14 protein-coding genes are annotated in these 14,319 nt (G+C 61.7%); 8 read left to right on the top strand and 6 right to left on the bottom strand.

The features are described from left to right. Nucleotides 1–2 precede the first annotated feature (2 nt). Nucleotides 3–554, bottom strand: a complete 552-nt coding sequence (locus tag L9B60_RS08095; protein WP_249677917.1) for a hypothetical protein — start codon at nt 552–554, stop codon at nt 3–5. Nucleotides 555–880: 326 nt separating this feature from the next. Next, nucleotides 881–1,828 (bottom strand): LysR family transcriptional regulator, encoded by a 948-nt coding sequence (locus L9B60_RS08090; RefSeq protein ID WP_249677915.1) that lies wholly within the window; start codon nt 1,826–1,828, stop codon nt 881–883. Nucleotides 1,829–1,930: 102 nt separating this feature from the next. Between L9B60_RS08090 and L9B60_RS08085 the strand changes: the two genes are divergently transcribed. Both L9B60_RS08085 and mmsB read left to right on the top strand, forming a co-directional pair. Then, nucleotides 1,931–3,448 (top strand): CoA-acylating methylmalonate-semialdehyde dehydrogenase, encoded by a 1,518-nt coding sequence (locus L9B60_RS08085; RefSeq protein WP_249677913.1) that lies wholly within the window; start codon nt 1,931–1,933, stop codon nt 3,446–3,448. A gap of 9 nt (nt 3,449–3,457) precedes the next feature. Continuing rightward, nucleotides 3,458–4,345 (top strand): 3-hydroxyisobutyrate dehydrogenase, encoded by an 888-nt coding sequence (gene mmsB / locus L9B60_RS08080; RefSeq protein WP_249677910.1) that lies wholly within the window; start codon nt 3,458–3,460, stop codon nt 4,343–4,345. 76 nt (nt 4,346–4,421) lie between these two features. Here mmsB and L9B60_RS08075 read toward each other — a convergent pair whose 3' ends face one another. From L9B60_RS08075 to L9B60_RS08065, 3 genes are read right to left on the bottom strand one after another with little or no spacing between them, the layout of a single operon-like run. Beyond that, entirely contained in the window at nt 4,422–4,766 is a 345-nt protein-coding gene (locus L9B60_RS08075) for a cupin domain-containing protein (RefSeq protein ID WP_249677909.1), read from the bottom strand. 36 nt (nt 4,767–4,802) lie between these two features. Continuing rightward, nucleotides 4,803–6,161: a chloride channel protein gene (locus L9B60_RS08070; protein ID WP_249677907.1), complete on the bottom strand. Its 1,359-nt coding sequence runs from the start codon at nt 6,159–6,161 to the stop codon at nt 4,803–4,805. Between the two features lie 46 nt (nt 6,162–6,207). After that, nucleotides 6,208–7,101 carry a LysR family transcriptional regulator gene (locus L9B60_RS08065; RefSeq protein WP_249677905.1) on the bottom strand — a complete coding sequence of 298 codons (894 nt, stop codon included), beginning with the start codon at nt 7,099–7,101 and terminating at the stop codon, nt 6,208–6,210. A 94-nt stretch (nt 7,102–7,195) separates the two neighbouring features. Between L9B60_RS08065 and L9B60_RS08060 the strand changes: the two genes are divergently transcribed. Continuing rightward, nucleotides 7,196–7,960 (top strand): sulfite exporter TauE/SafE family protein, encoded by a 765-nt coding sequence (locus L9B60_RS08060; RefSeq protein WP_249677904.1) that lies wholly within the window; start codon nt 7,196–7,198, stop codon nt 7,958–7,960. Here the strand turns inward: L9B60_RS08060 and L9B60_RS08055 are convergent. Then, nucleotides 7,914–8,249: a putative quinol monooxygenase gene (locus L9B60_RS08055; protein WP_249677902.1), complete on the bottom strand. Its 336-nt coding sequence runs from the start codon at nt 8,247–8,249 to the stop codon at nt 7,914–7,916. The genes L9B60_RS08060 and L9B60_RS08055 overlap by 47 nt on opposite strands. Nucleotides 8,250–8,435: 186 nt before the next feature. Here L9B60_RS08055 and mdaB point away from each other — a divergent pair, with 186 nt between their 5' ends. The 5 genes from mdaB (at nt 8,436) to L9B60_RS08030 (ending at nt 14,318) form a co-directional block, all read left to right on the top strand. Continuing rightward, nucleotides 8,436–9,017, top strand: a complete 582-nt coding sequence (gene mdaB / locus L9B60_RS08050) for an NADPH:quinone oxidoreductase MdaB (protein ID WP_249677900.1) — start codon at nt 8,436–8,438, stop codon at nt 9,015–9,017. A gap of 116 nt (nt 9,018–9,133) precedes the next feature. After that, entirely contained in the window at nt 9,134–10,039 is a 906-nt protein-coding gene (locus L9B60_RS08045; RefSeq protein ID WP_249677899.1) for a LysR family transcriptional regulator, read from the top strand. Between the two features lie 100 nt (nt 10,040–10,139). Further along, the gene (locus L9B60_RS08040; protein WP_249677898.1) at nt 10,140–11,039 is read left to right on the top strand and encodes an NAD-dependent epimerase/dehydratase family protein; all 900 of its coding nucleotides are present in this window, start codon (nt 10,140–10,142) and stop codon (nt 11,037–11,039) included. A 108-nt stretch (nt 11,040–11,147) separates the two neighbouring features. Then, complete coding sequence (gene ggt, locus L9B60_RS08035) at nt 11,148–12,815, top strand: gamma-glutamyltransferase (protein ID WP_249677896.1); 1,668 nt, start codon at nt 11,148–11,150, stop codon at nt 12,813–12,815. A gap of 60 nt (nt 12,816–12,875) precedes the next feature. Next, entirely contained in the window at nt 12,876–14,318 is a 1,443-nt protein-coding gene (locus tag L9B60_RS08030; protein ID WP_249677894.1) for a hypothetical protein, read from the top strand. Nucleotide 14,319 lies beyond the last annotated feature (1 nt).

Here is a 14,319-nt window from a genome sequence, read left to right as displayed (position 1 = left end):
GTTTATAGATCGCCGTTGTAAGTGATTGGGTCTGTTTCAATTCCAATATCTGCACGAATGGCGTTGAGCGCCGCCAGTGCCACCACTCGGACTCTGGCCCACTCGTAGGTGTCGCGTCCATTACAGATTTTTAGTAAGTAGTCCATAAGGCTATCTTGAGCGTCCATCACAGATTGAGGCGCAAGCGTGGTGAGATAACCGTAGACCCTGATCCGGTGTTCATTAAACTCATCATAGCGAGCTGCAGCATTGATCGCCGGCAATCTGCCGCTCTCGTAAGCGTCAAACGTCGCAAGGATTCGCGCAATGATTTCGATGACTGCCCGGTAAGAGAGGATTTTGTCGTGCAGGGACCGGAGCGTGGTCTCTTTGATAACGTCGAGATTTCGTTTGGTCGCCTCAAGCTCCGTAGCGAACCGGTGCTTTACGGGCTCCAATATCCGATTCGCCCATAGCTTCCCCAACCACGACGACAGGACCAATATAAGAATCCCAGCAGAACCTACTGATGCAATCGCGGCGGTAACCAATTTGAATACGTCGTCCCAACCCATGATTAGAATCTCAGACTCAAAAACTGAGTATGGTTCAGATCTGAACGACTCCTGGAAGACCGTTGAGAATCTGACAGAAAAATCTGAATGACCACCTCAATGTCTTTACAGCCCAAAGCTCCCCCGTGCCACCCTCGCGCCTGAGCCTTATCGTGCGCCCGCATGGGGTCCTCATCGCGCCCGCGCAGGCCTCTGGATGAGGGCTTTCAGGCAACCTTTCTGGTTGCTGCGAGGTGTCACAAGTCCTGTCATAACCACTGTCACAAGTCGTTGCAGTGGCAGGCCTCATCTCACTACGATAGGACTTCCTTTCGCCTTGTAGTCACTCAGTCTGTAAACCGAAGGTCTCGCGTTTCGCCCAGTAATAACGGGCGGTTTAGCTCGGTCACCGCCCGAATGTAATCCCACAACAAGTTAATCCGCTTCAACTTGCGCAAATCCTCCCGGCAGTACATCCAGAACTGCCGCGTCACGTTCACCTCCTGCGCCAGCACGGGCTTCAGGTCTGGTGCCTGGGCTGCCAGGAAACACGGCAGTATCGCCATCCCCAACCCTTGCCGCGCGGCCACGAACTGCGCGATCACGCTGGTGCTGCGCAGGTTGGCGCTGGCGTTGGGCAGCAGGTTGGCCAGGTATAGAAGCTCGGAGCTGAAGGCCAGGTCGTCGACGTAGCTGATGAACTGATGCTGCATCAGGTCGGCGGTGCCGTTGATGGGGGCGTGGCGGTCCAGATAGCCCTGGGTGGCGTACAGCTGCAGGCGGTAATCGCAGAGTTTGCAGCACACGTATGGGCCGTGTTCCGGGCGCTCCAGGGCGATGACGATATCGGCTTCGCGCTTGGACAAGCTGATGAAGTGCGGCAGCGGCAAGATGTCCACGGTGATTGCCGGGTAGGTGTTGACGAAGTGGCTGAGCTGCGGGGTGATGAAAAAACTGCCGAAGCCTTCGGTGCAGCCCATGCGTACGTGCCCGGACAGCGCCACGCCTGTGCCGGATACCTGCTCGCAGGCCATGTGCAGGGTGCTTTCGATCGACTCTGCGTAGCCCAGTAGGCGCTGGCCCTCGGCGGTGAGGACGAAGCCTGTGTTGCGGGACTTTTCAAAGAGCAGGGTGCCCAGGCCGTTTTCCAACGAGGTGATGCGCCGTGACACAGTGGTGTAGTCCACGCCCAGGCGTTTGGCGGCCGTGCTGGCCTTGCGGGTGCGCGCCACTTCGAGAAAAAACTTCAGGTCATCCCAGTTCAGCGCGCTTAGCGAGGTGATGTTTTTTTGCATGTTGGACCGGCTTTTATGTGCGTTTTTATTGGAGATTTGCACATCTATACTCCATGACAGAACCATCACGCCATGCATAAAAACAAACACGCGGAGGTCTTGATGAACGTTTCTGTAAAAGCTGAGCCGGTTAACGTCAAACTGCTGATCGACGGCCAATGGGTCGAGTCGCAGGCCACCGAGTGGCGCGACATCGTCAACCCGGCCACGCAGCAGGTGCTGGCGCGGGTTCCCTTTGCCACCCAGGCAGAAGTGGATGCCGCGGTCGCGGCTGCGCAAAAAGCTTTTCTCACCTGGCGCAACACCGCCGTGGGCGCGCGCATGCGCATCATGCTCAAGCTGCAGGCGTTGATTCGCGAGCACTCCAAACGCATAGCCCACACACTCAGTGCCGAACAGGGCAAGACCATTGCCGACGCCGAGGGCGATATTTTCCGCGGCCTGGAAGTGGTGGAGCATGCCTGTTCCATCGGCAGCCTGCAGATGGGCGAGTTTGTCGAGAACGTGGCTGGCGGGGTCGACACCTACACCCTGCGCCAACCGATCGGCGTGTGCGCGGGCATTACCCCGTTCAACTTCCCAGCGATGATTCCGCTGTGGATGTTCCCCATGGCCATCGTCTGCGGCAATACCTTCGTGCTCAAGCCGTCGGAGCAAGACCCGTTGTCGACGATGCAATTGGTTGAGCTGGCCCTGGAAGCCGGCGTACCGCCTGGCGTGCTCAACGTGGTGCACGGTGGCAAGGACGTGGTGGACGCCATTTGCACCCACCCGGACATCAAGGCCATTTCCTTTGTCGGCTCCACGGCCGTGGGCACCCATGTGTATAACCTGGCCGGTCAGCACGGCAAGCGCGTGCAGTCGATGATGGGCGCAAAAAACCACGCCGTGGTGCTGCCCGACGCCAACCGCACGCAAACTCTCAATGCCTTGGTGGGCGCGGCATTCGGCGCGGCGGGGCAACGCTGCATGGCAACTTCCGTGGCAGTGATGGTGGGAGCCACCAAGCAATGGATACCGGAGCTCAAGGCCCTGGCCCAACAGCTCAAGGTGAACGCCGGCAGCGAGCCGGGCACCGATGTAGGCCCACTTATTTCGCGCCAGGCCAAGCAACGCGTGCTGGGCCTGATCGACAGCGGCGTGAAAGAGGGCGCCACCCTGGAACTCGATGGCCGAGACGTGAAAGTGCCGGGCTTTGAGGAGGGCAACTTCATCGGCCCCACCCTGTTCACAGGGGTTAAGACCGACATGCAGATCTACACCCAGGAAATCTTCGGGCCGGTGCTGGTGGTGGTCGAGGTAGATACGTTTGACGAGGCCATCGCCCTGGTCAACCGCAACCCGTTCGGCAACGGTACGGGCCTGTTCACCCAGAGCGGTGCGGCGGCACGCAAGTTCCAGAGCGAGATCGATGTCGGCCAGGTAGGCATCAACATCCCGATCCCGGTGCCGGTGCCGTTTTTCAGCTTCACCGGCTCGCGTGGCTCCAAGCTCGGCGACCTGGGCCCGTATGGCAAGCAGGTGGTGCAGTTCTACACTCAAACTAAGACGGTGACCGCGCGTTGGTTCGATGACGACAGCGTCAACGATGGCGTGAACACCACGATCAACCTGCGCTAGGAGTACGTCATGCGTATCGCATTCATTGGCCTGGGCAACATGGGCGCCCCCATGGCCCGTAACCTGATCAAGGCCGGCCACACCCTGCAACTGTTCGACTTGAACCAGAGCGTGCTCAAGGAGCTGGCCGAACTGGGCGGGCACATCAGTACTTCGCCCCGCGAGGCTGCGGCGGCCAGTGACCTGGTGATCACCATGCTGCCGGCCGCCGCCCATGTGCGCAGCGTTTACCTGGGCGAAGACGGCGTGCTGGCCGGCATCCGCCCCGGTACCCCGGCGCTGGACTGCAGCACCATCGACCCGCAAACCGCCCGCGATGTCTCCACCGCTGCGGCCGCCCAGGGTGTCGACCTGGGTGATGCACCGGTGTCGGGCGGTACCGGCGGCGCGGCGGCCGGCACCCTGACCTTCATGGTCGGCGCCACTGCGGCGTTGTTCAAAACCCTGCACCCGGTATTGGCGCAGATGGGCCGCAACATCGTCCACTGCGGCGAAGTGGGCACCGGGCAAATCGCCAAGATCTGCAACAACTTGCTGCTGGGCATTTCCATGATCGGCGTATCCGAAGCCATGGCGTTGGGTGACGCGCTGGGCATCGACACCAAGGTGCTGGCCGGCATCATCAACAGCTCCACCGGCCGTTGCTGGAGCTCGGACACCTACAACCCCTGGCCCGGCGTGATCGAGACGGCCCCGGCGGCACGCGGCTATACCGGTGGCTTTGGCGCCGACCTGATGCTCAAGGACTTGGGCCTGGCCACTGAAGCTGCGCGCCAGGCCAAGCAGCCGGTGGTGCTGGGCGCGGTGGCCCAGCAGTTGTATCAGGCGATGAGTCTGCGTGGGGAAGGGGGGCAGGACTTTTCGGCGATCATCAAGGGCTATCGCAAGCCGGAGTGATCTTTTTCTGGATAAACCGGGGCGCCGCTCCTACCGATCGGCGCAATTCACCTGCGCGAACCTGCCTCGCAATCCATCAGGCAAACACAAAGTATTTACGCACCGTTTCCACCACCTCCCACGTGCCCTTCATCCCCGGCTCCACGATAAAGATATCGCCTGCGCGCAGGTGCACTGGCGCCATGCCGTCCGGGGTGATGATGCAGTAGCCTTCCTGGAAGTGGCAGTACTCCCATTTCACGTAGTCGACGCGCCATTTGCCGGGCGTGCAGATCCAGGTGCCCATGATCTTGCTGCCGTCTTCGCTGGTGTAGGCGTTCAGGTTGACGGTGTGCGGGTCGCCCTCCAGCTTTTCCCATTTGCAGGCATCCAGCACGGGCAGGGGGTGGGTGTCGCGCAGCACTACGAGGGGTTGGGACATGGGCGATGGCTCCGGGCTGAATAAGGAGCCAGCACCCTAACGGTTAGGCGGCGTGGGCTGATGCTTGAGGTCGACGTCAGGTTGCCCGGCAGCGCCATGGTCAGGCTCGGGCACTGATCGAAAGCCATGGGCCAATTGTTGGTAAAGCTCGGGCCCCAGCCGCGAGCTGACGGCTTTGGCGATCAAGGCCACGGCCATCAGGCTGATCACCAGCCCGTGGCTGTCGATCATTTCCATCACGATAATCGCCGAAGTGATGGGGGACTGGGTGACGGCCGCCAGGAAACCGACCATGCACAGGGCGATCATAGGCTGCGTTGCCAAGCCGAACAGGTCTGCCACGTTGGCACCCAAGGCCGCGCCCACGGCCAGCGAAGGCGCGAAGATACCGCCAGGGATACCGGAAAAATAGGTCACCACGGTGGCCAGGAAACGCGTCACCGGCGCATGCCAGGGGATGCCGACGTCGCTGCTGATGATTTGCGAGGTGATGCCATAGCCGCTGCCAAAAGACATGCCGCCACTCAGCCAGCCCAGTATCGCCACGATCAGGCCGCAAATGCCGGCAAACCACACCGGGTGGCTGCGACGCCATTCCCACACCACAAAGCGATGGTGGCGCTGGGGCCAGAGCAACATGCGGCTGAACAGCCCGCCCAGCAGGCCGCAGCCAATGCCAACCGCCAGTACCGGAACAATGATTTTCAACGACACGGCCTGCACGTCGAAGTGGCCGAAATAGTTGTAGTTGCCTTGCAGGGCGATGGCGACCATGCCTGACAGGATGATGGTGCTCAGCAGCACGCCGCTGGTACGGGTTTCCAGCTTGCGGCCCAGCTCCTCGACGGCAAAGGCGATGCCTGCCAGCGGGGTATTGAACGCTGCGGCGATACCCGCGGCGCCGCCTGCCAGGATCAGGTCGGCGGGGCGGATCACTCGGCTGTTGGGCAAAAAGCGATGGAAGAAATGCATGATCGAGGCGGCCACCTGCACCGAGGGCCCTTCTCGACCAGCCGAAAAGCCCCCGGTGAGCGCCAGCGTGCCCAGGCCGATCTTGCCAAAGGCGATGCGCAGCGACACCAGTTTATTCACCGGCTTGCCGTGAGCCGCCAGGCGGGTGGCGGCGATAACCTGCGGAATACCACTGCCCTGGCTGCCCATGAAAAAGCGCTGGGTGAGCCACACCACCAGCATCCCGATCAAGGGCGTGTAGACAAAGGGCAGCCAAGGGCGCTGGCTGCTCTGTAAAGCGAACTGGGCCAGAGCCAGGTCCGCCAAACGGGCGAACATCACCACCAGCAAGCCGGCCAAAGTGGCCGCTGTCCACAGCGTGACACGGGTGCGCCAGCGTACGGAGGTGAAACGACGGCGCAGCAGCATGAGCGGTTTTATCACAGGAGTTGCCCCGATGGCGGTCTACAAGTGGGGTAAGCGTAACCGCTCAGGCCGAGGGTACAAAGTGAAGGCTGTCCACCAGCGCCCTGGCATGCCCCGGCAACTGCTCGAAATCCTGCGCGCACAACAGCAATTGGCGGTCGGCCCAGGGCTCCTTCAAGGCAACGGCCCTGAACTGCAGCAACGCTTGCCAGCGCTTCACCGCCGCCAGCGTGACGATACCCAACCCCGCGCCTTGGGCAACCATGCGGATCACCCCGTCAAACCCTTCGGCACGTACCCGCACGGGCAAGCGCCGGCCAGTGTTCAAGGCGTGGTGCTCAATGTGGATGGCCAGCGCGCTGTTGGCATTCAGGGCCACGTGGCCGTGCGCCAGGCTATCGATAAAGGTGGGCGCGCTGGCCTGTGCCAGCGGATGAGCGAGCGGCATCACCAGCATCAACGGGTCGTCGCGAAACGGCCGGGTTTGCAAGCCTTCGGTGTCGACCACGTTGGAGACAATGCCCAGTTCCGCCGCACCTTGGCGCAGCGAGTGGACGATGCGCAGGCTGTGCTGCTCCTGGATGTCCAGGTCGATGCCGGGGTAGCGCTGCAAAAACTCGCCCACCAGTTCCGGCAAGTACTCGGTCAGGGCCGAGGTATTGCACAGCAAGCGTACTTGGCCTTGGACGCCCAAGGTGTATTGCGCCAAGTCGAATTGCAGGTGTTCCACCTGCTGCATCAGCACGCGGCTGTGTTGGCCCAGGGCCTTGCCTGCCGCAGTGGGCGTGATGCCGCGCCGGCCACGCTCCAGCAGCGGGGTGCCAAGGGAGGCCTCCAGCGCACGAATGCGCGCGCTGGCAGCCGCCAAAGACAGATGGCTGCGCTCGGCGCCAGCGGTGATGTTGCCGCTGTCCAAGGTGTTGAGAAACAGCCGAAGGTCGATCAGGTCAAAGTGCATAGAAGTTATCCACAGGCCAGCCTCTTTCTGGGCAAGAGGCTGGCTCAGTATATGGCAGATTTTCAGCGCTGGCCGGGCCGGGCACCATGGGCCCATGACAAACATTCTCGGGTTTTACCAAGACATAGGCCTGGCACTGACGGTGCTGGTGCTTTCCACTTTTCTGCTGGCCGGCACGGTCAAGGGCGTGATCGGCCTGGGGTTGCCGACCGTGTCCATGGGGTTATTAGGGCTGGCTATGGCGCCCGCGCAGGCAGCCGCGTTGCTGATTGTGCCGGCCACGGTCACCAACTTCTGGCAGTTGGCCGCTGGCGGGCATTTGCGTGGGCTGGTCACACGGCTGTGGCCCATGGTGCTGATGATCTTTGGCGGCACGCTGGTGGGCAGCCTGTGGGTCGGCATCGATGGCGGCCCCTGGGTGGTGCGGGCACTGGGCGGGGCGCTGTTGACCTATGCGTTGGTGGGGCTGTTTCTGCCAGCGTTCAAGATCCCGGCCCACCGTGAGCGCTGGGCGGGGCCGGCCTGTGGAGTCATCACGGGGGTAGTCACCGCGGCGACGGGTGTGTTCGTGATCCCCGCCGTGCCGTACTTGCAGGCGTTGGGTTTGAGCCGCGACGAGTTGGTTCAGGCACTAGGGTTGTCGTTCACCGTGTCGACCCTGGCGCTGGCCTGCGGGTTGTTCTGGCATGGCGAGTTGGGGGGCGGGGCAATGGGCGCTTCATTGTTGACCCTGCTGCCGGCGCTCGCGGGCATGGCGCTGGGGCAGTGGTTGCGCCAGCGCATCAGCGCCTTGGTGTTCAAGCGGGTATTTTTTACCGGGATGGCGCTGCTGGGCGCGGTGTTGCTGACGATGGGCTGAGCATCTCCACGCGCTGGATCTCGAAATCGCGCTCCAGGTAATCCATGCGTCGTTCAAAAAACGCGGCCATGTGCGGGAGGGCCGAATGCACGTCCAGGTCGGCCTGGCTGGCCCAGATTTCGTAGAACACAAACAGCGTCGGGTCTTGCAGGTCGCGCAGCATGTGGTACTCGATGCAGCCGGGTTCCGAGCGGCTGGCGGCGACATAGCCGCCAAACAGGTCGTGGAAGGCGTCGGCCATATGCGCCTTGGTCTTGGCCTTGAGGATGAAGCCGTGTTGCTCGCTCATAGCGGTCTCCGAGAAAATGATTGAGCAAAGCCTACGGCAATAATTTCTGCTTATTCGTGATTTTAAGGCAAATGTATTTTGCCCAGGCGGGGCTTAATTCGCCCGCGAGGGATCCCTAGACTGCGCCCATCAGATTTATCCATTCAGCGGCCCCTCTTCAAGAGCGTGGCCAAGATGAGGCTCAGCATGAAAAAGGTTCTGTTGCTCAACGGCGGTAAACAATTCGCCCACTCCGACGGCCGCTACAACGCCACCCTGCACGATGCCGCGGTCGCCTGGCTGGACCACAACGGCTTCGATGTGAAAACCACCTTCATCGATGGCGGCTACGACATTGCCGAGGAAGTGCAGAAGTACGTGTGGGCCGACGTGATCATCTACCAGATGCCTGGCTGGTGGATGGGCGCGCCGTGGACCGTTAAAAAGTACATCGATGAAGTCTTCACCCAAGGTCACGGCAGCCTGTACGCCAACGACGGCCGCACCCGCTCCGACGCCTCGCAGAAATACGGCAGCGGCGGTTTGTTGCACGGCAAGCAGTACATGATTTCGGCGACCTGGAACGCCCCGCAGCAAGCCTTTGAAGACCCCTCCGACTTCTTCGAAGGCAAAGGCGTGGATGCGGTGTACTTCCCGTTCCACAAGGCCAATGAGTTCCTGGCCATGACCGCGCTGCCGACCTTCCTGGCGGTGGATGTGATGAAGGTGCCGAACATCGAAGGCGACGTGGCACGTTATGAGCAGCATTTGGCCAAGGTCTTCGGCTGAGTCACCTTCCTTCTCCCTGAGGGTGAGGGGATCGGGGGTATACTTAGGCTTTGCGCACGCCGCAAGATAGCGCCCTCTCCCTCAGGGAGAAGGCCGGGCTGAGGGGGCCCTTGAAGGTGAAAGCCAGATCCGACGAACTCCAGGTTTTTATCTGCGTCATCGAGTGCGGCTCCATTTCTGCTGCGGCCGAGCAGGTCGGGCAAACGCCTTCGGCCATCAGCCGCACGCTGTCGCGGCTGGAAGCCAAGCTCGACACCACGTTGATCAACCGCACCACGCGGCGCATGGACCTGACCGAAGAGGGCAAGTTCTTCTTCGAGCGGGCCAAGCAGATCCTGCAGCAAATGGAAGAGCTGGAAGAACGCCTGGCGCTGCGCCACCAGACGCCTTCCGGGCGCCTGCGGGTCAATGCCGCGTCGCCGTTCATGCTGCACGCCATCGTGCCCTACGTCAGTGAGTTCCGGCAGCGCTACCCGGACATCCTGCTGGAATTGAACACCAACGACCTGATTATCGACCTGCTGGAGCAAAGCACCGACATCGCCATCCGCATCGGAGTGCTGGCCGACTCCACCCTGCATGCCCGGGCCTTGGGTAGCAGCCCGCTGAACATCCTCGCCAGCCCCGCTTACCTGGCGCACTACGGCACCCCGCGCACGGTCCAAGACCTGGCCGGGCACAGCCTGCTGGGCTTTACCCAGACCGAAACGCTCAACCACTGGCCCTTGCGCCATGCCGAGGGCGACCGCCTGCACATCCAGCCAAAGATGTCCGCCTCCAGCGGCGAAACCCTGCGCCAACTGGCATTGGCCGGCGAGGGCATCGTCTGCCTGTCAGACTTCATGACCCACCAGGACATCACCCAAGGCACCCTCAAGGTGCTGCTGGCCGACGCCAACAGTGGCTACCGCCAGCCGATCAACGCGGTGTACTACCGCAACTCGCAACTGGCCCTGCGAATCCAGTGCTTCATGGATTTCATGCAGGAAAAGCTCGCCTGTTACGCCTACAAAGATTCGTGATCCCTGGGCAAAAGTGTATTGGGCTACACCGGCTTTTTCGTCACGGATAAGTCTTTGATACTGGCCCCATTACCTCGCAAGCCTTAATGGGAGCCCCATCATGAACGTATTCGTCACAGGCGCCGCTGGTTTCATCGGCGGCTCCATCGCCACCGCCTTGGTCCGCGCTGGCCACAGCGTCACAGGCCTGGTGCGCAGCGCCGAGCAAGCCCTGGAAATGATCGCGCTGGGCATCATCCCGGTAGTTGGCAGCCTGGATGACAGCGAACTGCTGATTGCCCAGGCGCAGCACGCCGATGCCGTGATCAACGCCGCCAGCAGCGACCACCTCGGTGCCGTCCAAGCCTTGATCGCAGGCTTGCGCGGCTCCAACAAGCCGCTGCTGCACACCAGCGGGTCGAGCATTGTCGGCGACGCCAGCGGCGGCAAAGGCAGCGACGTCATTTACTACGAAGGCCACCTGCCCGAGCCCACCGCCGACAAGGCCGCGCGCGTCGGCATCGACAACCTGGTGCTGGCGGCGGCCAGCCAGGGCGTGCGTTCGGCCGTGATCTGCAACACCCTGATCTACGGCCACAGCCTGGGCGTGAACCGCGACAGCGTGCAGTTGCCGCGCCTGCTCAAGCAGGCCCGCCAAAGCGGTGTGGTGCGCCATGTCGGCCCGGGCCAGAACATTTGGTCCAACGTACACATCGAAGACGTGGTTGCGCTGTACCTGCTGGCGCTGGAAAAGAACCCGGCTGGCACCTTCTACTTCGTCGAAAGCTCGGAAGCGGCCTTTGTCGACATGAGCACCGCCATCGCCCAGGCGCTTAAGTTGGCGCCACCGCAGGACTGGCCGCTGGCCGAAGCAGAAAAACAATGGGGCTATGAAATGGCCAATTACGGCCTGGGTTCCAACAGCCGCGTACGGGGTAAAAATGCCCGCGAACTGCTGGGCTGGGAGCCGAAACGCACCTCGGTAAGCGAGTGGATTTTGAACGAAATGCTATCGAATTGAGTGTCGGAAAACGGCCGCCGAAAGGTAGCCGTTTTCATTTGCGGGTTTGAAAAGTGAGGCGTCATGGGTCTAAATGGGGTTCGACGATAATAAAAGTAAGGACACCCCATGCGTTGTATTGCATTCAAAACCTTGGCCATCAGTGCGGCCATCATCGCCAGCTCTTCGGCTTGGGCCATTACCCTGGAGGGCGGCGCTGTTGCCGCGCCCGACCAGTACGGCGCCGAAGTGGCGGCGCAAATTCTCAAGAAGGGCGGTAACGCGGTGGACGCCGCCGTGGCCACCGCCTTCACCCTGGCGGTCACCTACCCCGAAGCCGGCAACCTGGGTGGTGGCGGCTTCATGACCCTGTTCGTCGACGGCAAGCCGTACTTCCTCGACTACCGCGAAACCGCGCCCAAGGCCGCCAGCCGCAACATGTACCTGAACGAAAAGGGCGAGGTCATCGAGAACCTCAGCCTGGTAGGCGCCAAGGCCGCCGGCGTACCGGGTACCGTGATGGGCTTGTGGGAGGCGCACAAGCGCTTCGGCAAGTTGCCCTGGGCCGAGCTGCTGACGCCTGCCGTGGGCTATGCGAAAAACGGTTTCAAGGTGGCCGACAAGCAGTACCAGTATCGTCAGGACGCGCTGAAACTGTTTAACGGCCAGACCAACTTCAACGACTATTTCGGCAACATGAAAGTCGGCGAAACCTTCCGCCAGCCCGAGCTGGCGCAAACCCTGGAGCGCATCGCCGATCAGGGCGCCAAAGACTTCTATGACGGCAAGACCGCCGACCTGCTGGTGGCGCAGATGCAGGCCGACAAGGGCCTGGTGACCAAGGAAGACTTGCACGATTACAAGGTGAACTGGCGCCAGCCATTGCACATCGACTGGCGCGGCAACGTGGTATACACCGCGCCCCTGCCAAGCTCGGGCGGTATCGCCCTGGCACAACTGCTGGGCATCAAGGAAATCCGCAAGGACGACTTCAAGGGCGTGCCGTTGAACTCGGCCAAGTACATCCACTTGCTGGCGGAAATCGAAAAGCGCGTGTTTGCCGACCGTGCCGACTACCTGGGTGACCCGGACTTCAATAAAGTGCCGGTGAACAAACTGATCGCCCCGGCCTACCTGATCAAGCGCGCGGCCGAGGTGAACCCCAACGCTATCTCCGAAACCGCCAAGGTGCGCCCGGGCCTTGAGCCGCACCAAACCACGCACTTCTCCATCGTCGACGCCCACGGCAACGCGGTGAGCAACACCTACACGCTGAACTGGGACTATGGCAGCGGCGTGGTCGTAAAGGGCGCAGGCTTCTTGCTCAACGACGAAATGGATGACTTCAGCTCCAAGCCGGGCGTGGCCAACGCCTTTGGCGTGGTGGGCGGCGACGCCAACGCGATCGAGCCAGGCAAGCGCATGCTGTCGTCCATGAGCCCGAGCATCGTCACCCGCAATGGCCAGGTCACCCTGGTGCTTGGCACGCCGGGTGGTTCGCGGATATTCACCTCGATCTTCCAGGTGCTGAACAACGTCTACGATTACAAGCTGCCGCTGCAAAAGGCCGTGGCCGCGCAACGGGTGCACCACCAGTTGTTGCCCAAGGACACCATTTACTACGACAGCTTTGCGCCGCTGACCGGCAAGGTGGCCGACGAGCTCAAAGCCATGGGCTACACGTTGGAAGACCAAGGCTGGGAAATGGGCGACATCCAGGCTATCCGCGTCAACGGCACAAAGCTTGAAACCGCCTCCGACCCGCGCGGCCGTGGCCAGGGCAAAGTGGTCAAGTAACCCTGTAACATGGGCGCCCTCAACCTAATGGACTGGGCGCCCTTCGCCTCCGGGAATTTTATGCAACGTATTGCTTTGGCACTTGCCCTTTCCGCGCTCGCCGGTTGCGCCCAGCACAGCAAGGCGCCGGACGTTCCCCCACCCCCAACCGCGCAAACCAAGGCCGCCAGCCTGGCCGAGCAGTTGCTGGGCGACACCATGGGCCTGTCGCCGCTGCCAGACACGGTGTTCCGTGAGGGCGACCGCCTGAGCTACGCCGTGCTGCAACCCAAGACCGACGCCTCGCCGTTCAGCTTCATGGCGCAGATCGAAGCTTCCTGTAGCGTGCCCGGTGCGCAATTGGTGTTTATCAATGGTGACAAGCGCATTTATTTCGGCGGCCCCGATGGCCAGTACATGCCGGGGCGGGAAGTACCGCCGCGGCTGGTGGAAACCCTGAAGAAAAACGCCGAATTCAACAAGGCCTGCAGCAGTACACCCAAGCCCGACTGGCGTATCGTCAAAGGCAGTGGCGCGCAGCCATGGGTGATGATTGATCGCAACAGCGTTAAATCCCAGGGCAACGCCCTGCGGTTCTGGGCGGCCTACGACGACCCGGTGATCACCCTGGACCCACCCTACAACGCACCCACCGCGCAAAAGCGCGAGCATTTTGCCGTGGATTGCAGCAAACAAACCTACAGTTTGTTGGCCGGCTACGACGTCGACGAGCGCAATACCGTGACCGACGGTGCGGTGTTCTTTGCGCCCAAGGCCGAACCCATCGCCGCTGGTAATGCCGATTACCAGGTACTGTTCAAAACTGTTTGCGGCAAGCCTGACGCCCTGGCCAAGTTGCCGGCCTTCAGCCCTCGCACCAAGGCCCCGGTGGCCACACCGCTGCCGGGCGTGGCGGCGCTGCCGTTGACGGCGATCAAGCGGCTGAACCTGCCCAAGCCTGCCAAGTCGCTCAAGCGCCTGGTAGAAACCGGTACTTCCTCGACCAAAGACAGCAACGTGGCCCTGAACGAGGAGCGCTACCTGGAAACCGACAAGGCCACCGGGCAATTGGGCATCCGCCTGCGCGGTGAAAATTATGACGGCAGCGAAGTCAGCTTCCGTGGCCTGGTGGCGCTGGCGCAAAAGACAGCGTTCCGTGGCAAGGCCTCGATGACCGACACCGCCAACCTCACCAACCTGACCTTCACCGGCAATTGGCGCGAACTGCCAGTGGGTGAAAAGGTGGGTTACGCCACCCAGGCTAACCGGGTCAATAGCGTGGTGGGCGCGTACGGCCAGAACCGCCAGGTAGTCAGCTGCACGGTAGACAGCCAGGCCCCGGCGGCGCTGGTCAATGCTGCCCTGAGCGGTAACGCCAAGAAGCTGCGCTGCAGCACCGACGGCGACAAGTACCAACGGGTCGACACGGTGTACTACCTGGAAGACTACGGCTACTTCTACCGCGCCGGCACCGACAAGAATGACTTTTTCTACGATGAGCGGCACCTGAAAACGGTGGAATGAC

The organism is Pseudomonas abieticivorans, assembly GCF_023509015.1.
In the GTDB taxonomy this organism is placed as follows: Bacteria; Pseudomonadota; Gammaproteobacteria; order Pseudomonadales; family Pseudomonadaceae; genus Aquipseudomonas; species Aquipseudomonas abieticivorans.
This window is presented reverse-complemented; position numbering and strand designations above follow the sequence as displayed.